We start from the raw sequence: 23,124 nt of genomic DNA, 5'->3' as shown, positions 1-23,124 counted from the left end.
CAGGGCAAAATAATTGCCCTATAGAAAAAGTCAATCGGCACTAGCGTCGTGATTGCCGCCCAGGGCGGTCTGGTACAGGCGATAGCCGCGCGCGCGCAGCTCGCACGCCGGGCATGTGCCGCAGCCATACCCCCAGTCGTGCAATGCGCCGCGTTCGCCTTTGTAGCAGGTATGGGTGTCGGCACGGATCAAGTCCACCAGCTGGCGGCCGCCGAGGCGTTCGGCCAGTTGCCAGGTCTGCGCCTTGTCCAGCCACATCAGCGGGGTTTCCAGCTTGTTGCGGGTGTCCATGCCCAGGTTCAGGGCCACTTGCAGCGCCTTCATGGTGTCGTCGCGGCAGTCCGGGTAGCCGGAAAAATCGGTTTCGCACATGCCGCCCACCAGCACGGTCAGGCCGCGGCGATAGGCCAGGGTGGCGGCCACGGTCATGAACAGCAGGTTGCGGCCGGGGACGAAGGTGTTCGGCAGGCCGTTTTCCTGCATCACGATCTCGATATCTTCGGTCATGGCCGTCTTCGACAGTTGCGAGATCAGGCCCAGGTCGACCATGTGGTCCTCGCCCAGGCGTTCGGCCCACGCCGGCTTCACGCTGCGCATCTGCTGCAGCACGCGCGGGCGCACGGTCAGCTCGATCGCATGGCGCTGGCCGTAGTCGAAGCCGATGGTTTCGACGCGCGGATAGCGCTCCAGGGCCCAGGCCAGGCAGGTTGTCGAGTCCTGGCCACCGCTGAACAGTACCAGTGCGGCGTCGTTTGTCAGCATCGCTTCACTTTCTTTGGTTTCTTCTGGTTTTTTTGAAAATCTTAGGGGTACGCCAATTTGGCTGCTGATCCGGTAACATTCGGTTTCGACTTCCAGATCACAGACCACGAATTTTGGCACAAACCGGCATAAAAGTATTGAGGGGCCTTGCACTGGGCTGCGCCGCCCTGCTGCTGCCCTTGCTGGCGGCTGCCCAGGACTGGACTTACCAGGTCCGCATCGACGCTCCGCGCCAGCTGGAGTCGCTTCTTGAAGATAACCTTGACCTGGTGCGCTACCGTACGAACGAGCGCATGGACCGCGACCAGTTGCAGCGCATGCTGCGCGCGGCGCCGGAGCAGATCAAGACGCTGGTGGCGACTGCCGGTTACTACTCGCCGGTGGTGAATATCAGCCTGGACGAAAGCGGCACGCCGACTGTCAGGATCGCGGTGCAGCCCGGCGCGCCGGTGCTGGTGGGTGAAGTTGCGATCGTGCTGGAGGGCTTTGTGTCGTCCGCCGGCAGCCCTTTCGACAAGGATGCGCTGAAAGCCGGCTGGGGCTTGCCGACCGGTGCCGTGTTCCGCCAGGACGAGTGGGAAAGGGCCAAGCGCGATATCCTGCGCGCCGTGGTGCAGACCCGTTATCCGCGCGCGCAACTGGTTTCCAGCGAGGCGGTGGTGGATCCGGAAACCCGGCGCGCGCTGCTGCACGTGGCCCTCGATAGCGGGCCGGAGATGCGCTTCGGCGAATTGAAGATCGAAGGCCTGCGCCGCTATCCGGAATCGGCGGTGCGCAACCTGAACCCGATCAAGCCCGGCGACGTCTACAGTGAAGCAGCGCTGCAAGCCTACCAGGGCAAGCTGCAGGAGACCGGCTACTTCGCCAACGTCGAAGTCAGCGCCGACCTGTCGTCCTTGCTGGGCGAGCAGATCGAGGCGGCCGAGGACAAGGCCGAGGGCGTGCCGCAGCCAAGCACCATGGCTCCGTTGCCCTTGCTGGTGCGGGTGGTGGAGAACAAGCGCAAGAATGCCAGCGTGGGTATCGGTTTCAGCACCAACACCGGGTCGCGCATGTCGGGCACCTATGATGACCTGAACGTGTTCGGCCTGAAGATGAAGAGCGCGCTGACGCTGGAGACCAAGCGCCAGCAGGCGCGCAGCGACTTCTACTTCCCGACCACGGCGGACGGCTACAACGACAGCTTCGGCGCGGCGGTGGAACGCAAGGATATCGAGGGTGAGATCACGCGCACCGCTTCCGTCGCGGCCAAGCGGGCCTGGGGCACGCCGCTGCTGGAACGCAGCATCTCGATCGAGTACCTGAACGAGAGCAAGACCGTGAACCGGGTGGTGTCGTCGCACAGCCAGTCGCTGCCGATCACCTATGCCGCCACCTGGCGCAAGGTGGACAACCTGGTGTTCCCGACCAAGGGCTATGTGCTGAATGCCACGCTGGGCGGGGCGCTGCTGCCGGTGCTGACGGACGAGAAATTCATCCGTGCCACGGCGCGCGGCATCACGTACCGGCCACTGAGTCCCAAATCCACCGTGATCCTGCGGGCGGAATTCGGGGCGCTTGGCTCGGCGCACCAGGAAGGCGTGCCGACCACTTACCTGTTCCGCGCCGGCGGCGACAACTCGGTGCGCGGCTATGCCTACCAGGAGCTGGGCGTGCAGCAGGGCGAGGCGACGGTCGGCGGCCGTTACCTGGTGACCGGCAGCGCGGAGTACCAGTATTGGTTCAAGCCCACCTGGGGCGCCGCGGTGTTTTACGACGCCGGCAATGCGTCCAACTCGCTGGGCGGCTTGCGGCCGAAGTCCGGCTACGGTGTCGGCGCGCGCTACAAGAGCCCGGTCGGGCCGATCAACGTCGACGTCGCGTATGGCCACGCCACCAAGAAGGCGCGGCTGCATTTCTCGCTGGGGTTCACGTTCTGATGGATACGCCACGCAATCCGCCGCCGGCCGACGCGCCGCCACCGGCCGCGCAACGCAAGTGGCTGCGCCGCACGCTGCTCGGCAGCGGCGTCACGCTGGCCGTGCTGGGCGGCGCCGTATGGCTGCTGGGGCGCGAAGCCACGCTGCAGCAGATCGTCGCGCAGGTCGCCCGCGCCAGCGGCGGCCAGATCACGGTCACCGGCGTCAGCGGCTCGCTGTATGGGCGCATGCATATCGGGCGCATCGTCTATCGCGACGCAGCCAGCGTACTCACGCTCGACAGCATCGACATCAACTGGTCGCCGCTGCAGTACTTCAGCGAAGGCGTGGCAATCAGCGAGCTGCATGTGGCGCGGGCAGAGTCGCGCAGCACCGGCCCGTCCAAGCCTGCCGTGATGCCGGCATCGATCGCGCCGCCGTTCCGCTTGAGCATTGCCGATGGCCGCGTCAGCACGCTGGCCCTGGTCGGTGAAGACGGCAGCCGCACGGAACTGCGCGCCATCAAGCTGCAGCTGCTGGGCGACGGCCAGCACTGGCAATTGAAGGACGCCAGTGCCGAGACGCCCATTGGCGCGCTGGCCGCCAGTGCCGAGATCTCCACCGCGCGCCCGTACAAGTTGAGCGCGGCCGCCGCCCTGGCGCCGCTACCACCCGCGCCAGTTGCCCCTGCCAGCACCTCCAGCACGACACCTCCCGGCGCTGCAGCTGCAACGCCGCCCGATCCAGGCCTGGTTCAGCGCAGCGCAACGCGGCTGGAGCTGCTGGCCAGCGGCGACCTGGCGCAACTGAAGCTGGACGTCAAAGGAAAATCGCACTACGCCAACGGCGACGGCAGCTTGCTGCTGGCGCCGTTCGACGCCCTGCCGCTGCGCAGCATCCGCCTGCATGCGCGCGACGTCGACCCGGCCCGCTTCGACCCGGCCTGGCCGAAGGCGGCACTCGACCTGACGCTGGATGCCGCCATCAACGGCGACCGGCTGTCCGGCAAACTGGCCGCCACCAACCGCAGCGCAGCCGGCCCGGTCGACCAGCAAAAGCTGCCGCTGCACAGCGCCGCCGCACAGCTGGGCGGTACGCTGAACAACGCAAGCCTGAGCGGCCTGCTGATCGACCTCGGCGCCGCGGGCAAGTTCACCGGCAGCGGCAGCCTGCGCCGCCTGCCCAAAGACGGCAGCATCGACACCGCCGGCGTGCGCCTGCACACCGACCGGCTCGACCTGCGCGGCCTGCACAGCGCGGCCATCGGCACGGCAATTGCCGGCGACATCAGCGCCGAAACCAAAGGCAAGCAGCACACCCTGCGCGCCGCCCTTGGCGAAGGCAAGCTGCGCCTCGATGTCCACGCCACCTTGCAGGACCTGCTGCTCATCCTGCACCAGGCGCGCATCAGCGCCGGCCAGGGCAGCATCACCGCCACCGCGCAAGCCAGCCTGAAAGACGACAAGGCCTTCAAGGCCAGCGCGGCAGTCAGGCGCTTCGACCCGGCCGCATTGGGGGCGTTCCCGGCGGCCGACCTGAATGCGGACCTGCAGGCACACGGCAAACTCGCGCCGGACTGGCACGCAAACGCCGACATCGCCCTGCAGCCCAGCAAGTTGATGGGGCAAGCGCTATCAGGCGGCGTCAAGTTGGCAGCCGACGCACGGCACATCGCCAACATCGATGCGCGCCTGGCCTACGCCCGCAATACCGCCACGGCGCGCGGCGCATTCGGCGCGGCGGCCGACAAGCTGGAATGGCAGCTCGACGCCGCCCAGCTCTCCGTGCTCGACGCGCAACTGCAAGGCAGCGCGACCGCCAGCGGCATCCTGGGCGGCGGCTACCAGGCGCCCCGCACCAGCTTCACCAGCGAGGCGCGCGGCCTGGCCTACCTGGCGCAGCCGGCTGGCCAGCGCGCCGCAGCCGCAGCGCCGGCGCCGGCCCGCGCCGACAGCGTGATCCGCGCCAGCGGCGAAGCGGCACTGTTCGGCGCGATGGATGTCAAGCTGTCCGGCAGCGCGGCGCGCGTCAATCCCGCCAGCTTCGGCGCTTCCATCGCCGGCAACGTCAACGCCGATTTCGACGCCACGCTGCGCGCCTCCGCCGACTGGCTGGCCAATGCCGACATCCGCCTGCAAGCGGCATCCACGCTCGGCAACGCAGCGCTGAGCGGCCACGCAAGATTCGCCGCAAGCCCCGGCCGCGTGCAGGACAGCGACGTCGACCTGCGCCTCGGCCCCAACCTGCTGCAGGCCAAAGGCTCCTTCGGCAAGCCGCAAGACCGCATCGACTGGAAGCTCGACGCGCCGCAACTGGCTGTGCTGGGCCGCGAATGGTCGGGCAACCTGCGCGGCAGCGGTTACGCCAGTGGCGGCAACGTCGCAGGCCGCAGCCCCAACGCCATGCCGACGCTCAGCGCCACCCTGGACGGCGCCCACCTGCGCCTGCCGGGCCAGCGTGAAATCTCCTCCATCAAAGGCAGCGCCACCATCGGCACCGCTTTCGGCCCGGACGATCCGCTGCAAGCCGACCTGGCGGTGACCGGCCTGAACATGCCCGGCGTCCTGGTCGACCGCCTGCGCCTGCAAGCCAGCGGCAGCGCCGGCAACCATACGGTGCAAGTGGCCGCCGCCAACCCGGACTTCGACGCCAGCGCCAAGGTACGCGGCAGCTTTGCCACGGATAGCTGGAGCGGCAGCATCGATGCCCTGCAAAACAAAGGCCGCTTCGCCCTCAACCTGCAAGCCCCGGCCACGCTGCGCGTCACCGGCCGCAAAGGGGAAGGGGTGGCCGGCCTGGCCACGCCGGAGCAGCTCGCATTGGGCAGCGCCACCATCGCCATGCCGGAAGGCAGCCTGCATATCGATACGCTGCAGAAGAACGGGCTGCATTGGCGCAGCCAAGGCAGCGCCGCCGGCGTCAACGCCAGCTACCTCGCCCAACTATCCGACACCTGGCGCCGCAACGTGGCCAGCACCATGACGCTGGGCGGCGACTGGTCGCTGGAACTTGCAGCGCCTGCGGCAAAAGGCGCGGCGCCTGCGCTGGAAGGTTACCTGCATGTGTTCCGCGAAAAAGGCGACATCACAATCACCGGCGGCGAACGCCCGCTTCCGCTCGACCTGAAAGTGCTGGACGCCCGCGTCACGGTCGCCGGCGACCAGCTGCGCGCCCAGGCCGAACTGGCCGGCGACCGTGCCGGCAACGCACGCCTGGAGGCCAGCGCACAGTTGCGCAACGGCCGCATCCCTTCCGACAGCCCATTGACCTTCGGCGCCAGCGCCAGCCTGCCTTCCATCGCATGGCTGTCGCCGCTGCTTGGCGTGCAAGGCATGGAGCTGGGCGGCTCGCTGCGCGCGCACGCCGGCGGCCACGGTACCATCGCCAACCCCTTGCTGGACGGCGAAGTGGTCGGCGAAGGGCTGGTGATCAACTGGGCCGAGCAAGGCATCCGCCTGCGCAACGGCGCCTTGCAAGCGAAAGTGAGCGGCGACCAGCTGCAGCTGCAACGCCTGCGCTTCGACGGCACCGACGGCAATGTGCAGGCCGATGGCTGGTTGCGACTGGCCGGCGGCGACATGTCGATGGACCTCAAGCTGGCGGCCAACAAGCTCGAAGTATTCAACCGTCCGGACCGCACCCTGGTGCTGAGCGGCAGCAGTACCCTGGTACGCGACGCCAAGCGTTTCGAATTCGACGGCAAATTCAAGGCCAACCGTGCCGTCATCGAACTGCCGTCGCTCGACACCCCGACCATCAGCGAAGACGTGGTCATCCTCGGCCGCGAAAAACCGAAAGCCGCCGCAACCACCGGGCTGCCCCTGAACATCGACCTGGAAGCAGACCTGGGTGACGACTTCACCCTGCGCGGCAAAGGCCTCGACGCGCAACTGGCCGGCACCGTGCGGGTGCGCATGGCCGATCGCCGCGCGCCGCGCGTCAACGGCAGCATCCGCGTGGTCAACGGCACCTATGCCGCCTACGGCCAACGCCTGGCAATCGAGCGCGGCGTGCTGAATTTCACCGGCGCCTACGACAATCCCAGCCTGAACATCCGCGCCGTGCGCAAGCGCCCGGAAGGCGATGAGCTGAGCGAGACCAATGTGGAAGCCGGCGTCGAAGTGCGCGGCACGGCGCTGGCGCCTGCCGCCAAGCTGGTCTCCACCCCGTCCGTGCCGGACAGTGAAAAGCTGGCCTGGATGGTGCTCGGCCACGGCACTGCCGACATGGCGGGCAATGAAATGAGCCTGCTCGGCACCGCGGCCGGCGCCCTGCTGGGCGGCAGCGGCGGCCCGAGCCTGGCCAACCGGGTCGGGCTCGATGAACTGGGAGTCAGCCAGGCCAAGGGGCTGGAAAGCACGGTCGTCACGGTCGGTAAAAAACTGTCTTCGCGCGCCTACATCAGTTTCGAGCAAGGCGCGGGCACGGCGACCAGCCTGGTGAAGCTGCGCTACAAGGTCAATACCCGCGTGACCTTGCAGGTGCAGACCGGCACCAACAACGCGCTGGACGTGCTTTACAACTGGGCGTTCGATTGACCGGGCGGTCGCAGCTCGGGATTATGGCTGGGCACCGGCTCGTCTTGCGGGACCGGTTGGTGCGGGCTGTGGGGATGCACCGGCTCCGGGTGCGGCTGCGACTCATCGACCGGCACCGGCAGGTCCGGTGCGCGGTGGGCGTGGATACGGTGTTTTTCCATGGCTGGAACTCCCGAAAAGCGCGATCACGAAGGGGTATTTTACGCCTCCGGTTAAAATTCTTCTTTTTTCACGATTCCGGCGCCCCATGCAACTGACTGTCACCACCGTAGTCCTGCTCATCCTCGTTCCGACGCTGATCTGGCGCATCTACTCGCGCCTGAAGCTGGTGTTCCGCCGCCAGGAATCGGTCACGTGGCGGCACTGGGTCGGCGCGGCCGGCTTGCCGGTCCTGCTGCTGGCGGCCGCACAATCCATGCTCGGCAACCCGCCGGCACTGTCGATGATGGCCGGCGCGCTGATCGCCGGAGCGTGGCTGGCCTTCTTCGCGCTCAAGAAGACGCGCTTCGAAAACACTGGCAGCAAGCTGTATTTCACCCCGCCAAGCCGCACCGCGATCTTGATCTGCATGCTGTTCGCCGCCCGCGTGCTGCAGATCGGCGTCGAGTTCTACGCCAACCGCCAATCCGAACATCCGCGCGTGATCAACCAGGCCGAAGTCCTGCAGCACCCGCTGACCGTCATCCCCTTCGGCCTGATGCTCGGCTACCTCGCCGCCTACTCGATCGGCCTGCTGCGCTGGAACATGGCGCAGAAGAAGCAGGACTAAACCAAGTCTGCAATCGCTTGCCGCACTGTCGGGAAGCGGAAGCTGTAGCCGCTGGCGAGCAGGCGTGCCGGTGCGACCGCGGCACCTTCCAGCAGCAGCGCGGATTGTTCGCCCAGCAGCAGGCGCACCGGCCAGCCGGGCGTCGGGATCAGGCTGGGCCGGTTCAGCTCGGCAGCGGCGGCTTGCGTGAATTCCAGTTGTGTCGGGTGCTCGGGAGCGGTGAAGTTCCAGGCGCCGTCGGCGTTGGGCCCCAGGCGCCAGACGTGGGCCATGGCGCCCAGCAAGTCGGTAATGTGTATCCATGAACTGCGCTGGCGCCCCGTTCCCATGCGCCCACCGACGCCGAGCCTGATCGGCAGCAGCATCTGTGGCAGCGCGCCGCCATGGCCGTAGACCACGCCGAAACGCGCCAGCGCGACCGGCACGCCGTACTCCCGTGCGCGACCGGCGACTGCCTCCCATTCCTGGCATAGCTGCGACATGAAAATCGCTTGCGGTGGACTGGCTTCATTCAGCACCTGCTCGCTGCCCAGGGGTTGGATGCCGTAGTAGCCGACCGCCGATGCATTGATCAGCAGGCGCGGCTTGCGTGCGGCCCGCGCGATCCACTCGACGACGCCTTCCGACAGTCCGGCACGGCTGCCGCGCAGCACGGCTTTGCGGCGCTCGCTCCAGCGCCAGCCGAGAATGCGGGCGCCGGCCAGGTTGACGATCACGTCGATGGGCTCCGCTGGACCCAAGTCGCTCATGCTGGCCACCGCGCGCGCGGCGCCGCCAAACTCCCAGGCTGCCTTGCGCGGCTCACGCGACAGCACAATGACCCGGTGTCCGCTGGCGAGCAAGGCCGGCACTAATGATTGTCCGATAAAGCCGGTGGCCCCGGTGACCAGCACCGTTTGCGGCGGGCCGTCGAAGCGCACGCCCGGCGCCGCATCCATGGGCATGGCGCGCGCCGCAAACGCGTCGCGCAAGCCGGAGACAAACACCCCCACGCCGCACAAGGCAAGGAAGACGCTTAGCCAGCCCTGCGGCGCATACAGGAAACCAGTCGGGGCATCGGTAGCTGCCGGCATTCCCAGCATCAGCAGCGTGATGAAGGCGCCGCCGTTAATGGCCAGTACGGTATGCGTGACGCGCTCGGTGGCCGGCAGCAGGCGAGTCTGGTCTTCCACCACGAAGTCCCACAGGGTGAGGCCAATCTCGACACCGAATAGCGCCAGCAGCATCCACGCCCACGCGCCTTGCCACACCCAGGCCGACAATCCGACGAACAGCACGCCGTAAATGGTCGCGCGCGCCGCGTGGATGGCCAGCTCGCGCCGTGCCGTGGCACGCTGCGGCAGCGCTTCCGTCAACTCGTGGTGATAGATGGTGTCGAACGCGCCAAGGCAGCCTTGCGCGGCCATCAGCTGCAATGCCAGTAAATGCGTATTCATGCTGCCTCCCTCTCCGCCGCGCGCCTTTCGTGGAAGACGCCGGCCTGCACGAACGTCGTGCCCAACAGCGCATGGCGGATTTCGATACGGATGTTGAATCGGTTGGGCGCCTCGTTGCAGTGGCGCAGATAGGTCTTGCCCGGCGTGAGCACTCCCGGCAAAGGAAGGCGCCAGCCCAGGATGTCCCAGAAATAGCCGTCGCTGGTGAAATGCAGGTTGCCGTCGGCGACGTGCAGCTTGAGCTTCATGCCGAGGCCCAGGCCGACGTACTCCAGCACTTCGCCGCGCTCGCTCTCCGCCATGAAGGAAGTGAACTTGATCGGCTTGCGCCCGTTCAGCATGTAGATGCGTTGCTTGTAAATATTCTGCGAGCCTGGCTTGCCATAGACCTGGATGTCGACCGGGAAGTCGCGGTCGCTGTAGGGAATCAGTGCGCCGTTGATGAAGGGCTTGCTGATGAAGCCAAGCAGCTTGCCGAACCGGGACGCGCTCAGCTCGCTCAACGCGCCGGAGTACAGCAGCGGCTTGCCGGGTGCCGGATTCCTGGCAAAGCGCTGCTGGATGTCGGGATGCAGCTTGTTCCATTCGCTGCCGAGGATTTTGCGGAACAATTCCCCCTCGCCGACCGGCGTCACCGCGTCGGCGGCGTCACGTGAAACGGCGTCGATCCGGTACAGGCGCCAGGCGGCGGGCAACAAGAGCGCCAGGGTGGCGAGATCGAGCCAGAAGTTCGGCCACACGCCGGCGCGCAGCGAAACCATGATGTCCTGCGGGCCCCACAGCAGCAGGCCGGCGCCAACCCACAGCCAGGCAACGGGTTCGCGGCGCTGGTCGCCGAACCATACCAGCGCCACCATCCACAGGCCGACGCACTGGATGGTCGGCCCAAACAGCGCCATCCACCAGGCGTGCTGCGCACGCGTCGAGGCCGGGCCTAGCCAGGCGAGGTACCAGTCCAGGGCAGCCGCGTCGGCGACCCAAGGCAACGCCAGGCCGACCAGCAAGTGTGCGGCCGCGCTGGCATACATCCAGCGCACCAGCCATTTACGCTCCATCTTTACCTCCGAAGTAGATTTGGCAACGGTCACCGTCGCAGCTGCGGTGCGCACCGTCGATTCCGAGCCAGCGCGAAAAGCGGTAGCGGTTGCGGGCGAAGCCACGATAGGCCGCAGCCAGCATCGGCCTCAGCGCGGCTATACGCAACGGCCCGACCAGCCAGGCACGTCCCGCCAGGGTGTACGCCTCCAGGATGGCGTCGGTGCCAACCAGCATGGCGCCGCTTGCGCGCAGGCCGTGCAGCTCCGTATTCATGGCAGCCAGGCTGGCGCCCAGCGGCTCTGGATCGAACCCGGGCGCCGCGATATCGATGAAGGCGAGCCGGCCGGCCCGGTCCCAGCGTCGCAGGCGCGCCATCTCCCGCCGGCAAAACGGGCAGGCATTATCGAAATACAAGGTCAGTGCGACCATGAGCTAGCTCCATTTGTGACATAAAAACTACAAACGTGAAATTTCGACGAAATCGGTTTAACATGCCGAAACTCACGGATTTTCACTGGTTCCAGAATGAATATTCGTTGAATTTTGTTATTTTTCATTTATTTCTGTCGCTACAGAAATTAAAGACCATATTTCAGGCGATGTCAAATCCTTAAAGGTCGTGTATTCTAAAATCACACAAAAATGATTGCTGCGAGGAAATATTCCTATGACGACTTACAATAAGACCGACAAGGGCCGTGCCGAAATCTCGGCGCGCACTTATGGGCTCCAATCCCGTATGCGTACCCTGCTGGTGATGATTGATGGCCGCCATCCAATGGAAGAGTTGCTGCCGAAAGTGACTGGGCTGGGATTGGATGCCAGCGCCGTGCAGGAACTGCTGGCACAGGGTTTCATTGAAGAAGGCGAGGCCCCGCCGATCACCATCATGCCGATTCTTCCGACCGAGGAGGAACTGGCAGCGCAGTATGCAGAGGCGCGCGCCTTCTATACGCGCACCATCGAGCCGACCCTGGGCGCACGTGGCCAGGTCCTGCAAGCCAAGCTGGAAGTTGCGCAGACGCTGGAAGATTTGAAGGCAATGCGCATCACCTTCTTCGAGATGGTGAACCGCATCCGCGGCCGGCCGGTGGCACTGGCGCTGAAGAAGGAGCTCGACGGCATTCTCGGCGCCTGCAACAAAGAAGCCGCCTAAGCCTGACGGGCACGATCAAGTTCTATCCCTTGTATCGTCCCGTCGGGATGACCGCTGACAGCGATCAGGCCGCGGCCGACTGGCGCCTTTGCAGCACGAAGATCGGCTGCGCCCACTGGGTGTCCTTCTTTTTCTTGCTCGTGATGAGCGTCAGGTCGGAAGGATCGTAGACGTCGGTGTTGTGGGTCAGCGGCGTCGTCATCAGGTACTGCGCGTCGGTGTTCTTCAGGAATTCGCCGACCAGCTGGATGTTGCGGATGTCCAGGTGGGCGAACGGTTCGTCGATGAACACGAAGCCGCCGGAACCGTCTTCCGACTTCAGCAAGCCAATCAGCAGCACCAGCGATTTCATCACCTGCTGGCCGCCCGACGCTTCGCCGTCGTTCAGGCCGATCGGGCCCTTGCCGTCGAACTTGAAGCGTACCTGCAAGCCCGCTTGCGACAGCAGCAGGTCGTCGTTCTCCAGCTTGACCGGCTCGACATGCACGTCGATATTGGCCAGCGCACCCAGTTCCTTGATGTTCGACGAGTAGGTCTTGATCGTGTAACGCAGGCGTTCGATATAGGCGCCACGCGCGTTGGCGGTCGCTTCGATCGCGCGGTTGTTCTGGTAGCGGCGTTCTTCGGTCTCGCTCTTGCGGTTCGACAGCTGCTCGTTCAAGCGGGCGTACTGGTCGATCACTGTCGCATCCAGCTCCCAGTCATCCCGCGCCAGCTGTGATTGCAGGCTGGCGATACGCAGGTCGACCTGGTGCGCATTCTGGTGCTGCTGCACCAGCGCCAGCCGGCGTGCAGGACGGCGCCATGCGCCCGGCAGGTGGCGCCACTGGCGGCGCAGCGCCAGCATGGCGCGCGCGTGGTCCGAGCGCTGCTCCATCTGGCGTTTGAAGTTCAGGCGCATGCCGGCTTCCGCTTCGGACAGCGACATGCGGGCGCTTTGCCAGGACGTGTCGGCCTTGGTGCGCGCCACGGTGGCATTCTTCATCAAGCCTTGCAGCTCGCCCAGGCGCGAACCGACCTCCAGGCGTTCGGCGCGCAGCGGCACGGCGGAGCGTGCCGCTTCGTCGAATTCCTCGGTGCGGGCCGACAGCTCCTTCACCGCATCCACGCCGGCCAGGCGGGCTTTCAGCGCGGAGGTTTCCGACGCCAGCTTGGAAATCTGCAGCGTGTACTTGTCTTCCTCGGCTTCCAGCTTCGGCAGGTTCTTTTGGATCGCGTCCATCCGCGAGGTCTTGCCGGCGGAGCCGAAGCGGTAGCGCGACGCTTCCACGAACAGCGAGCGGCCGCCGCGGCGTTCCTTGTGATAGGCCTCCGGCGTGATCCATTCTTCGATATTGCCCAGCTTTGCGCCGTCTTCCACCGACTCCACGCGGGTGATGCGCGACAGCTGGTCGATCAGCCATTCCGGCGCCAAGCCGCTGAACTTCACCACCGACAGCAGGCTCTGGTTCTTCGGCTCGTGCGCCTTCACGCAATCGGGCACGATGAAGTGGCGATAGCGTTCCTTCTCCGCCAGGCGGTAGGCCGAAGAGGCATCGGACGAGCGCTCCAGCAGCACCACGGAGGCGTAGCCGCCCAATACGCCCTCAACGGCGCCCTGCCATTTCGGATCGGTCACTTCGACGATGTCCGACAGCATGGCGTGCGGGATGCCCGCATCGTTCAGGGCGCGGCGCATGGCGCGCACATTGTCCGGCTCCGGCATGGCAGTCTTGCCCGACAGCGCGTTGATGGTGGCCTTGTCCTGCGCGATGCGGTTGGACACGGCGTCGCGCTGCGAGCGCAGTTTCAGCAGCTCGCTTTCCTTGCTTTCCAGCTCTGCGGCAGCATCGGCCACGTCGGCGCCCGATTCGGCAGCCAGCTTTTGCAGGCGGGACTTCTGCTCCGCCAGCGATTCCAGCGGCTTCAGTTTGCCGTTGATATGGTTCAGGCGGGAAGTCAACGCGGTCTGTTCCTGCTCCAGCAGGGTTTCCTGCTGCTGCGCATCCTGCAATGCCTTGGCCTGCTTGGCTACTTCGTTGCGCTTGTCGGCCAGCACCTGGTCGGCCTGTGCCAGCGGCTTGCGCGCTTCGCGCAGCTGGCGGCTGACGTTGGCGGACTTCTCGCGCGCCTCGTGGTATTCCAGCGAAGGCAGCACTTCTTCCTGCAGGTTGCGGCGCTCCTTGTGCAGCGTTTCCCACTGGTGGTAGTTGGCTACGCGCAGGCGCAGGCCTTCCAGGTTGGTCTTGGAACCTTCCAGTTCGGCCTCGAAACGCTTCAGTTCTTCTTCCGTGTCGCGCTGGTGGCGCTTGGCCTCGTCGTAGGCGTCCAGCACTTCCTTGTCGCCGAACACCTGGAACACCAGGTCCAGCAACTGGCGCGGCGCGTATTCGCACAGCTTGTCGGTTTCGCCCTGCTCCAGCGCCAGCACCTTGGACATGGCTTGCGACAGGCCGGCATTGGCCAGGCGCTTGCGGTAGTTCTCCACACCCAGCCAGTCGTTGGCTTCGGTGACTTCTTCGATGTTCACGTTACCAGGACGCATCAGGTACTGGCGCTTCCAGTCGCCGCCGTTCTTCTGCACCTGGCAGAACAGGGTCACTTCGTCTTCGGCGAAGAAACCGCTGCTGCGGAACGGGCGGTTGGACAGCTGCTTGCCCTGCGGCTTGTTGTCGACCACGGCGCGCAGCCAGGCGGTCTGCTGGCCGCTGTGGCGGGCGTAATGCTTGTAGGTGCGGCCCATTGAGCAATCGAGGCCGAACAGCGTGCGCAGCGCATCGAGCAAGGTGGTCTTGCCGGAGCCGTTCTGGCCGGCGATGGTGATGATCTTGGCATCCAGCGGAATGTTCTTGATGCGCTGCCAGTAGTCCCAGTGGACCAGCTCAAGGGATTTGATTTGGAACATCGCTTATTCTTCCGTTGGGGTTTCTTCGTTGGCCGCCGGTTGCGGCTCGGCGTCGTTGGCGGCGGCCAGCACTTCGCGCGGGATGTGCACGATCTGCGCCGGGGCGCGCTTGAACACGTCGGCCAGCGCGCCGTTGATGATGCGCTCTTTCAGCAAGTCGGTATCCATCAGCAGGTCCAGCAGCGGGCCTTCGACGATGATCTCGCCGCGGCGCTCGATGAAGCCGAGCTTGCCCAGGATGCCGAGGTTCATGTCCATGCGGGTCTTCTTGCCAAGCTTGTCGCCGAAGTCGGCCAGCAGCGCCTTGTACGGGATGCCGATCGAGGTATCTTCCGCGCGCGGCACCGGCTTGTCGTTGCCGAACATATCGTTCTGGTCGTCGTCCGCGGCCTGGTGGGTTTCCTGGCGTTCGCGCTTGGGCAGGATGATCAGCGCCCACAGCACCACCAGCAAGGCCACGCCGTCGCGCGCCAGGCCGAAATTATTGTTTTGCCAGGTGTCGCGCGCGCCGAATACCTTCGGCTCGATATTGCGGTGCAGGGCCAGGGTGACGTGGTCCGCGTAGACGTTGTCCAGCAGCTTCATGCCGCAGGCGGCCAGGCGCGCATCGACTTCGGCGCGGAACAACTCGTCCGACAGCGCGCGCTTGACCATCTTGTCGTCGCGGCGCAGGGTCTGGTGCGCCACCAGGCGCGCGATCAGGATTTGGGTATCGTCACTCATCGGACTTGGGGCTTTCTTTGTCTAATTCGAGGGTCAGCGCGGCCAGGGACATGGCAGCGATCTCCAGGTCGGGCAGTTGCACCATCTCGTCCTGCGGCGCGAAGCGTACCGGCAGGCGCGCCAGGTCGGCGGTGGTGCCCTGCATCGACGCCTCGGCCTCGTCGCCCAGCAGCGGCAGCATCGACGCGCGGTAGGACGCCAGCGCGAAGGACGCCGGCAGCAGCGCCTCGTGCACCTGCACTTCGCGCGGCGATTCTTCGGCCACGGACGGGAAGTTGTTCAACTGCGCGAAATCGGACAAGCGGGCCAGCCAGTCGTCCAGTTCCTTCTGCATCGCAGGGCTGTCGTTGATCGTGGTCGGCGCATCCTGGCCGGCAGGCAGGCTGTTCAGCCCATTGTTATTGGCACGTTCTGTCATTAATTCTGTCTCGGCGACGTCGATCATCTCGGCAGGCGTGATGAACAGCGGTTTCACCGGTTGGTCGATCGCATCGAGCGCCAGCGAAGACAGGTCCTCATGGGCCAGCAGCCAGCGCTTGATGTCGGTAGTGGAGAGGCCGGACTGGCCAAGGTGCACGCGCTGGCGCTCGATCTGGTTCAGCGCGCGCGAGAACATGCCCTGCATGTTCAGCAGCTGCGACTGGGCACGGCCGATGGCTTGCGCGGCGCGGTGCGTGGCACTGTCCGCATTTTCGTCAGTGGTGATGGCGCGCAGGATCTCGGAGCCCTTCTCGACCCAGTCGCAGGCCTGGTGCCACTTGGCCTGCGATTCGCGCAGGCGGAATTCGGAGCCGGACGCGATGGCGTCGCGGAATTCTTCGGTCAGGTCGACCAGCCGGCCCAGCAAATGCTGCAGCTGCTCGGTGGTGACGCCGCCCACGGCTTGGGCACCGGCCACCTGCGACAGCAGGAAGCCCATTTCGGCATCGTCATCCGGAGCGGCCAGGGCCAGCAGGCTGTCGATCGCGGCCAGCACGTTGCGCGCCATCGGCGTCACGCGGTACACGGCTTGCTGCGCATCCCAGGCCAGCAAGCCGTTCGAGCGCAGGCGGTTCAGCACGGTTTCCAGGCTTTCCGGCAGCAGGTAGGCCAGGCGGGTATTGATGTCGGCACGCGAAAACGCGGACGAAGTTGTTTCATTGGCAAGTTCGCGCAAGACCAGCAGGCGCACCAGCACCCCCTCGAAACCGCCGTGGAACAATGCGGTAAACACCTGCAGCAGCGGCTGGGCGCGCTTCAGGTGGTAGACCTGCTCGATCTCGTCGGCGGAAATGTGGGGCTGGAAGTGGGCCTGCAGGGCGTCCTGCTGCTCTTGCTCACTCGGGTTGGTGTCGGCCAGGGCCGCACTTGCCATTAAGTCAATCATTACACTCCATCACACAGCCAAAACAGAAAAAGGGGACGTACCCCTTTTTTCAAGTCCGCCAGTATAACAGGCCGGGTGTGGCTATTTTCGGTTGACTTTCTCTAGGACTTGCTCGAAAGAATCGCCGTCTTCTTCCTTCAAAAGGATGCGCGCCGGGTACCAGTCGAGCTCCGGGGCCAGCCACAGGTCGACCTGCTGTTCGTGGCTGCCGACCTGCTTGCGGCTGAAGTGCAGGACCTTCTGCTCGCCAAGGGCGGCATTTTCCAGGGTTTCCGTGCCGACCACGCGGAAAGTCCAGGGTTCGCCGTCGCGTCGGCCGGCCACGAAGAAGGTCCATTCGCTGCCGGGCGTGAACTTGTCCGGGGTCGCGCGCGCCAGGATGGCCAACTGGAAGGTCACGCTGCTGCGATCCTGCTCGCCGCCGCGGATGGCGTAACTCACCTTGCCGTCCGCGAATTCGATGCGCTGCGTGGCGCGCTCGAAACGGGTGGTGGTCGGCTCTTTGCGGAAGCGCTTTTCATAGAAAGTGGCGGGCGCCAGGCCGTAGCTGTCCAGCGTGCCCTCGCTGCGCTGCTCGAGCACTTTGCCGAACAGGCTGGAACGCGCTTCGGTATGCAGCGAATAACTGCCGTCGCCCTGGCGCCAGGCGATGGTGCCGGTGCCCACCAGCGGGAAGCCGCGGTTGCTGCCCTTGACCGCATAGGACAGGTCGGCCGACGGCGGCAGGCTGGTGGCGCGCTTGGCGACCGGGTAATCGGATTTGGCGGTGGCGCTGGCGGTGGCGGTGGCTGCAAGCGCCAGGGCCAGGGTGATCAGGGTACTGCGCATGGCTGGGTCCTTACTTGATGATGCGTGTGACGATTTGGGTGGTGACGGCGCCGTTGCCTTCCGTATTACGGATCTGCACCGGGTACCAGTCCAGGCTCGGCGCCAGCCAGATATCCAGCTTGGCGCTATAGCTGCCGGGCTTGGGCGGGCGCGCCAAGTGCCAGGTGACCAGCTTGCCCATCTTGGTCTCGATCTCGTCCTCGCCGACCAGCAGGAAGCTGTAGACCTGGGCGTTGCGGTCCTCGCCGACCAGGATGTCGAGCGGCTTGCCGAACTGGTTGACGTCCGCGCGGCCGATGCCGGCCAGCTGGAACAGCACCGTGGCGCGGTCCTGCGCTCCCGCCGTCAGCGGCACGCTGCGCTCGCTGGAGGAAAAGGTAATTTTCTGCTCCTGCTGGTTGAAATGGGTGGCGGTAGCCGAGCGGTTGCGGCGCTTCTCGGTGAATTTCGCCGGGGCGATGCCGAATTCGTTGATCGTGCCGACGCTGTTCACTTCCAGCAGGTTGACGCGCGCAATCAACAGGCTGATGCCGACTTCCTGCGTCGCCTTATAACTGCTGCCGTCCGATTCCCAGCCGATGCTGGCCGAACCGCTCCAATTGGTGCCGTCGGCGTCCTTGCGTATCACGTCCAGTTCAAATTTGGCCGACGGCGGCAGGGCCACTTGCCAGCGCTTGAGATCGGCCGGAGGTGCGGCGTTGGACGCAGCGTTGGACTGGGCTTGCGCGGATTCTACGGCAGGCGTGGCAGGTTCGGCGCCCGGTTGCGCGGCTTGTACCGCGTCTTGCGCTGCGTCTTGTGGCGCTGCTGCCGGCTCCGCCGGTCCAGCTTCCGCCGCGGCCGGTTCAGCCACCGGCGCCGCTTCTTCAGGCGGCGGCGCGGCCGGCTTGGGCGGCTTCGGCCTGGGTTTCGGCTTCGGCGGCGCTGGCGTGTCGACCGGCTCCGCCTCTACTGGTGCCGGCGGCGGCGCCAGGCGCAATGCCGCGCTGATGACGTTCTTTTCCTCATCGCGTTCGCGCTGCGCCGCGCCAATGCGGCCGCTGACCCAGTTGATCGTCACGAAATGCAGTGCCACGGTGGCTGCGCAGATAGCAATGAGGCGGCGGCGGTGGCGGGGAAAAGTAACGATCGTCATGGTCGCTAGTTTAACGTGCCGGCCCCCGTTTCCGCTGACAGCACGCGCAATGGCATAATTTGCTGGATATTCTGACAAGGAGTCCCGATGTCCCTTTTGCGCCAGCGCGGCCAGGCCGATTCCGGCAAGGTCGGCATGGTCGAGCTGTTTTTCGATCTTGTGTTCGTATTTGCCGTCACCCAGCTGTCCCACACCCTGCTGAAAAAGCTGGATGCGCAAGGCGCGCTGCAGGTCGGCCTGTTGTTCATGGCTACCTGGTGGGTGTGGATCTACACGGTCTGGGCCACCAATTGGTTCGACCCCGAGAAGAAAACCGTGCGCGCCGCCTTGTTCGCGCTGCTGGTGGCGGGCCTGCTGATGTCGGTCTCGATCCCGCGCGCCTTCACTGACCTGGGCTGGCTGTTCGGTGCCTCGATCATGCTGCAGCAGGTGGGCCGCACGCTGGCCATGCTGGCCGCAAGCCGCGGCGACGATGCCGCATTGCGCTGCAATTTCGTGCGCATCACCTGCTGGCTGACGGCCAGCGGCTCGCTATGGATGGCAGGCGGTTTCGCCGACGCCGAAGCGCGCATGGCATGGTGGCTGGCGGCATTGGCGGTCGACATGATGGGTCCGGTCATGTTCTATTTCGTGCCGGGCCTGGGCCGCTCCACCTTGGCTGACTGGAATGTGGACGGCAGCCATATGGCCGAACGCTGCGCCCTGTTCGTCATCATCGCGCTCGGCGAGTCGCTGCTGGTGACGGGCGCCACTTTTGCGGAACTGGCTTTCGATCCAGCTACCGTATTGGCCTTCCTGCTGGCTGTGGTCGGCTCGATCCTGATGTGGTGGCTGTATTTCGACCACGGGCTGGAGCAAGGCCACCACCGCATCGTGCATTCCGAAACGCCGGGCCGCCATGCCCGCAACAACTACACCTACCTGCACATCCTGATCGTGGCCGGCATCATTGTCGGCGCCGTCGGCGATGAGCTGGTGCTGAGCCATCCCCACCATGGCAGCCCGGCCGCGCTGGCGGCCATCATCGGTGGTCCGCTGCTCTTCCTATGCGGGACTGCCGTGTTCAAGTGGCTGGCGCATACCCGCGCCTGGCCGCCGCTTTCCCATCTGCTCGGCATTGCGCTGCTGCTGGTGCTGGGCGCCCTGTCGATCGGGCTGCATCTTTCCCCGCTGCTGGCAAGCGGCGCTTGCGTCGCCGTGCTGCTGCTCGTTGCTGTCTGGGAGAGCTGTGTGCTACGCTAAACCACCTACCCTCGGAGACCCGATATGAGCAATCCACAAATGCCCCACATCCCCGGCGCTGCAGTGATGACGGATACGCTGGACTTCGTTAAATCCCTGTGGGGAAGCATGGGTGTGCCGGGCATCAGTATTCCCGGCATCGCCGCGCCGACACTGTCGGTGGATGACCTGGACAAGAAAATCAGCGAGCTGAAAGCGGTCGAGTCCTGGCTCAACCTGAATGCCACCATGCTGCGTTCGAGCATCCAGGCGCTGGAGGTCCAGCGCGGCACCATCGCGGCGCTCAAATCGATGGGACAGTCGCTGGCCGCCGCCGTGCAGCAGGCACCGCACCACGACCCGTTTGCCAAGCCGGCTGCTGCCAAGCCCGCGGACCAGCCGGCAAGCGCAGCAGCCAAGCCGGCCGGCCAGCCGAGCGACAAGCCCGATAACAAGCCCGGCGATCAGCCAGGCGCCAAGCCGGCCGCGCACGATACCGCCAGCACGGCCGCCAACCAGATGGCCAATCCCGCCGCCTGGTGGAACCTGCTGCAGGAACAGTTTGCGCAAGCCGTCAACACGGCCATGGCCGCCGATCCGGTCGCCAAGCCGGCAGCAGCAAAGAACGGCGTCGCGCATGACGCCAGCAAGCCTGTCGCCAAACCGGCGGCCCGCAAGCCGGCCGCCAAGCGCGCCCCGAAGGCGCCCAAGCCTTAATTCAGCTTCTGGATACGGATGGCCTCGATGAGGCCATCCTCATCGCGCTGCACCTTCATGATATTGATCAAGCCTTCGTCTTCCAGGACCTTGGCCGCGTCGTGCGCGGCCTGGAACGATTCCAGGGTGTCACCCTTGGCGCTGACTGGACGAATCCAGGCAGCAGCCCCCACCTTCATCTTGTTATAGACCTCTTTGGCGATATCGCGCATGGATCACTCCTTGTCGTGGTCATCTTCCATGGCAGCCGTCAGCTCGGCTTCGATTTCTTGCGCCGACATCCGGCCGGGAATCAATTTCTGCAACTGCTCGATTAGCTGCGCAAAGCGCTGCTGGCCCGGTGCGATCCGGTCAACGTGCATCAGTACATCATTCGCTTCAGACATCAGGGCATCGTTATAGCCCTTGGCCTGCATATGGGAGATCAGGACCTGGGCGGAGTTGAACAGGATGCGCATATTGTCCGGCAGGTTGCGGCGCGCCTCGCGCATCCACTCCACCGCATCGTCCAGCTTATTGGTTTTCCACAGCAGCACGCCCTTGTTCATCATCTCCGACGCTTCCCTGCGCGCCGTATTGATCAGGGCCGCGCCTTCCTCGCCCATGCGGGCCTTGTCGAAGATGCGCTGCACTTCGTCGTGGATGACGGTATTCTCGTCGTTGTTGCGTATCACATAGCACAGCAACTCCACCGGCGCATCCTTCACGCCGACGGCAAACAGCAAGGTCGCCATCTCCAGGCAGGTTGCGGTGTCGGGCCGTTCGCTGTCTTCCTTCAGCATGGTTTCCAGTTCGTCGCCTGACTTGCGCGCACGGCGGTAGTCGCCGCTCTCGTGATACACCAGTCCTTCGGTGATCTTGGAACGCAATTCCACCATGCTGCCGGAGAAGTCGCGCTGCGCCGCGGCCAGCAGCAGCAAGGCTTCCTTGGCGTCGTTTTTCTGGCCCAGCACGCGCGCCAGGCCGAAATAGGCGTCGACCGTTTTCATGATCGAATATTCGCCGATCTGCATGCACTTGCGGAAAGCCCGTTCTGCGAGAGGGATATTTCCCAGCTTGAGCGCGGTCGTACCCAATGCACGCTGGCGCGGCACGGAATTGGGCGACATCCTGGCGGCGCGTTCCAGCACCTCGCAGCTTTCCTCGACGCGGCCCATGTTCTGCAAGGATTTGGCCAACTGGTCGTAGGCGTCCAGGTAGAAGCGGTTTTCCGCAATCACGCCCTGGAACATCTGGCGCGCGGCCTCGTTCTCGCCGTTGGCCATGCGGATCTTGCCGACGCCGGTACGGGCCCAGTTGAAGTCGCGTTCCTGCAGCACTTTTTCATAGACCAGGCGCGCCTGCTCGGTCTCGCCGGCCTTGAGCAGCAAGGTGGCGCGCATGCGCATCAGGTCGACCTCGTGCAGCTTGTTGCGGCCAGCCGCCTCGGCGCATAATTTGGCGGCGCGCAGGTAGTCCTTTTCCAGGTAGGCCTGGTCGATGTCCTGGAATATCTGCTTTTTTTGCCAGGCGCGATTCAGGCGCGTCAGCAGCACGCCTTCAGTGATCGGCTTGATCAGGTAGGCGTCGGGCTGGTGCTCGGCGGCACCCATCACGGCCTCCACGCTCTTTTCGGCGGACACCATCAGCCACACGCAGCTTGGCATCAGCAGGCCGCGCATGCGCGCTTCTTCCAGCACATGCTGGCCGCTCTTGCCTTCACCGAGGTTGAAGTCGCACAGGATCACGTCGTACTGCACGCGCGTCAGCAGGCCCATGGCCTCGCCGCCGCCCGATGCCTGGTCGATGTGGCGTGCGCCCAGGCTGCGCAAGGCTTCGCGCAGCAGCTGGCGCACACCGACAAAGTCGTCCACGATCAGGTAGCGCTTGTCGGCCCAATTGACGCCGGGTTCTTTTTCCGGCGCCCCTGCGACAGGCGTGGTGACGGCCGGCGCGTTCATGGCAAGCGCAGGATGAAGCAGCCGCCGCCCAGGGCGCCGCCGTTTTCCAGCGCGATGCTGCCCTGGCGCTGGCGGTGTTTATGGGACTTGGCTACTTCGCTGGCGAAGTAAAGGCCAAGGCCGCTGCTATTGGTCAGGAAATTGATTCCCTGCCCCGTCACCTGCCCGGCCTCCAGCATACTTGGCGGGAAGCCGGCGCCGTTGTCTTCCACCCGCACTTCCATGAAGCCCTCGCGCTCGCGGATGGTGAGCGCGATGCGGTCGCGCGTGTAGCGCACGGCGTTATTGATCGCATGCGCCAGCAGGCCAAGCACCAGGTCTTCATCCAGCGTCCAGATCAGGCCGGACGGGAATCCGGTGTCGATCTGGATGCCTTTTGAACGCAGCAGGACGCGCTGCTGGGCCACCAGCTGGTCGACCAATTCGCTGACCTGCACCGGGGTCGGATCGAAGGGGTAATTGGGGCGTCCTACTTCCTTGTAGAGCGCTAGTAACTGGATCAGGTGGTCGTTCAGGCGCTTCGATTGATACAGCATTTGCGCCATCTGCGGATAGGCTGGATGGTCTTGCGCGGAATCGCCTGCCTGCACAAGCAGGTTCTCCAGCGTGCCAGTCAGCACGCTGATGGAATTCTTCATGTCGTGCACCGTGGAGGCGAGGAACATGAACAGCTCTGGCGAGCCGGCGCGGTCTTCCATGGATTCTCCAGCCAT

19 protein-coding genes are annotated in these 23,124 nt (G+C 65.1%); 6 read left to right on the top strand and 13 right to left on the bottom strand.

Annotated features, from left to right (window positions below):
• Positions 1 to 30: 30 nt before the first annotated feature.
• Positions 31 to 762: a 7-cyano-7-deazaguanine synthase QueC gene (gene queC, locus BM269_RS15450; protein WP_090438340.1), complete on the bottom strand. Its 732-nt coding sequence runs from the start codon at positions 760 to 762 to the stop codon at positions 31 to 33.
• A gap of 137 nt (positions 763 to 899) precedes the next feature.
• Here queC and BM269_RS15445 point away from each other — a divergent pair, with 137 nt between their 5' ends.
• Entirely contained in the window at positions 900 to 2,681 is a 1,782-nt protein-coding gene (locus tag BM269_RS15445; protein ID WP_229204665.1) for an autotransporter assembly complex protein TamA, read from the top strand.
• Complete coding sequence (locus BM269_RS15440; RefSeq protein WP_090438337.1) at positions 2,681 to 7,198, top strand: translocation/assembly module TamB domain-containing protein; 4,518 nt, start codon at positions 2,681 to 2,683, stop codon at positions 7,196 to 7,198. Before BM269_RS15445 ends, BM269_RS15440 begins: the two co-directional genes overlap by 1 nt.
• Here BM269_RS15440 and BM269_RS15435 read toward each other — a convergent pair.
• The gene (locus BM269_RS15435) at positions 7,177 to 7,359 is read right to left on the bottom strand and encodes a hypothetical protein (protein ID WP_090438334.1); all 183 of its coding nucleotides are present in this window, start codon (positions 7,357 to 7,359) and stop codon (positions 7,177 to 7,179) included. The two genes, BM269_RS15440 and BM269_RS15435, sit on opposite strands and share 22 nt — an antisense overlap.
• Positions 7,360 to 7,445: 86 nt before the next feature.
• Here BM269_RS15435 and BM269_RS15430 point away from each other — a divergent pair, with 86 nt between their 5' ends.
• Positions 7,446 to 7,967, top strand: coding sequence for a CcdC protein domain-containing protein (locus BM269_RS15430; RefSeq protein ID WP_090438330.1), 522 nt, complete (start codon positions 7,446 to 7,448; stop codon positions 7,965 to 7,967).
• On the opposite strand, the gene BM269_RS15425 is transcribed toward BM269_RS15430, so the two are convergent.
• The 3 genes from BM269_RS15425 to BM269_RS15415 are packed head-to-tail and all read right to left on the bottom strand — an operon-like array spanning position 7,964 to position 10,870.
• On the bottom strand, positions 7,964 to 9,403 hold the full coding sequence (locus tag BM269_RS15425) for a TIGR01777 family oxidoreductase (protein WP_090438327.1): 1,440 nt from the start codon (positions 9,401 to 9,403) through the stop codon (positions 7,964 to 7,966). The two genes, BM269_RS15430 and BM269_RS15425, sit on opposite strands and share 4 nt — an antisense overlap.
• Positions 9,400 to 10,458 carry a DUF4166 domain-containing protein gene (locus BM269_RS30135; RefSeq protein WP_307153503.1) on the bottom strand — a complete coding sequence of 353 codons (1,059 nt, stop codon included), beginning with the start codon at positions 10,456 to 10,458 and terminating at the stop codon, positions 9,400 to 9,402. The genes BM269_RS15425 and BM269_RS30135 overlap by 4 nt, the downstream gene beginning before the upstream one ends.
• Positions 10,448 to 10,870, bottom strand: coding sequence for a thiol-disulfide oxidoreductase DCC family protein (locus tag BM269_RS15415; protein WP_090438324.1), 423 nt, complete (start codon positions 10,868 to 10,870; stop codon positions 10,448 to 10,450). The genes BM269_RS30135 and BM269_RS15415 overlap by 11 nt, the downstream gene beginning before the upstream one ends.
• A gap of 238 nt (positions 10,871 to 11,108) precedes the next feature.
• Between BM269_RS15415 and BM269_RS15410 the strand changes: the two genes are divergently transcribed.
• On the top strand, positions 11,109 to 11,597 hold the full coding sequence (locus BM269_RS15410) for a hypothetical protein (protein ID WP_090438322.1): 489 nt from the start codon (positions 11,109 to 11,111) through the stop codon (positions 11,595 to 11,597).
• Positions 11,598 to 11,661: 64 nt separating this feature from the next.
• Here the strand turns inward: BM269_RS15410 and BM269_RS15405 are convergent, their stop codons facing one another.
• The 5 genes from BM269_RS15405 to BM269_RS15385 all read right to left on the bottom strand — a co-directional run bounded on the left by BM269_RS15405 (position 11,662) and on the right by BM269_RS15385 (position 18,533).
• On the bottom strand, positions 11,662 to 14,481 hold the full coding sequence (locus BM269_RS15405; RefSeq protein ID WP_090438319.1) for an ATP-binding protein: 2,820 nt from the start codon (positions 14,479 to 14,481) through the stop codon (positions 11,662 to 11,664).
• A 3-nt stretch (positions 14,482 to 14,484) separates the two neighbouring features.
• Complete coding sequence (locus BM269_RS15400; protein ID WP_090438316.1) at positions 14,485 to 15,204, bottom strand: hypothetical protein; 720 nt, start codon at positions 15,202 to 15,204, stop codon at positions 14,485 to 14,487.
• Positions 15,197 to 16,570, bottom strand: coding sequence for a hypothetical protein (locus BM269_RS15395; RefSeq protein WP_170860389.1), 1,374 nt, complete (start codon positions 16,568 to 16,570; stop codon positions 15,197 to 15,199). The genes BM269_RS15400 and BM269_RS15395 overlap by 8 nt, the downstream gene beginning before the upstream one ends.
• Before the next feature lie 81 nt (positions 16,571 to 16,651).
• Positions 16,652 to 17,398 (bottom strand): DUF3108 domain-containing protein, encoded by a 747-nt coding sequence (locus BM269_RS15390; RefSeq protein ID WP_090438310.1) that lies wholly within the window; start codon positions 17,396 to 17,398, stop codon positions 16,652 to 16,654.
• Positions 17,399 to 17,408: 10 nt separating this feature from the next.
• Positions 17,409 to 18,533 (bottom strand): DUF3108 domain-containing protein, encoded by a 1,125-nt coding sequence (locus BM269_RS15385; RefSeq protein WP_090438307.1) that lies wholly within the window; start codon positions 18,531 to 18,533, stop codon positions 17,409 to 17,411.
• A gap of 87 nt (positions 18,534 to 18,620) precedes the next feature.
• Between BM269_RS15385 and BM269_RS15380 the strand changes: the two genes are divergently transcribed.
• Positions 18,621 to 19,775 (top strand): low temperature requirement protein A, encoded by a 1,155-nt coding sequence (locus BM269_RS15380; protein WP_211482700.1) that lies wholly within the window; start codon positions 18,621 to 18,623, stop codon positions 19,773 to 19,775.
• 24 nt (positions 19,776 to 19,799) lie between these two features.
• Positions 19,800 to 20,471, top strand: a complete 672-nt coding sequence (locus BM269_RS15375) for a PhaM family polyhydroxyalkanoate granule multifunctional regulatory protein (protein WP_229204664.1) — start codon at positions 19,800 to 19,802, stop codon at positions 20,469 to 20,471.
• On the opposite strand, the gene BM269_RS15370 is transcribed toward BM269_RS15375, so the two are convergent.
• From BM269_RS15370 to BM269_RS15360, 3 genes are read right to left on the bottom strand one after another with little or no spacing between them, the layout of a single operon-like run.
• Positions 20,468 to 20,683 carry a hypothetical protein gene (locus BM269_RS15370; RefSeq protein ID WP_090438304.1) on the bottom strand — a complete coding sequence of 72 codons (216 nt, stop codon included), beginning with the start codon at positions 20,681 to 20,683 and terminating at the stop codon, positions 20,468 to 20,470. The two genes, BM269_RS15375 and BM269_RS15370, sit on opposite strands and share 4 nt — an antisense overlap.
• A 3-nt stretch (positions 20,684 to 20,686) precedes the next feature.
• Positions 20,687 to 22,411, bottom strand: coding sequence for a response regulator (locus BM269_RS15365; protein ID WP_090438301.1), 1,725 nt, complete (start codon positions 22,409 to 22,411; stop codon positions 20,687 to 20,689).
• Positions 22,408 to 23,109 carry a sensor histidine kinase gene (locus tag BM269_RS15360; protein ID WP_090438298.1) on the bottom strand — a complete coding sequence of 234 codons (702 nt, stop codon included), beginning with the start codon at positions 23,107 to 23,109 and terminating at the stop codon, positions 22,408 to 22,410. The genes BM269_RS15365 and BM269_RS15360 overlap by 4 nt, the downstream gene beginning before the upstream one ends.
• Positions 23,110 to 23,124 lie beyond the last annotated feature (15 nt).

The sequence above is a fragment of the Duganella sp. CF458 genome (assembly GCF_900113115.1).
In the GTDB taxonomy this organism is placed as follows: Bacteria; Pseudomonadota; Gammaproteobacteria; order Burkholderiales; family Burkholderiaceae_D; genus Rugamonas.
Note: the sequence above shows the minus strand (reverse complement) of the source record. Positions and strands in the feature narration are given on the sequence as shown.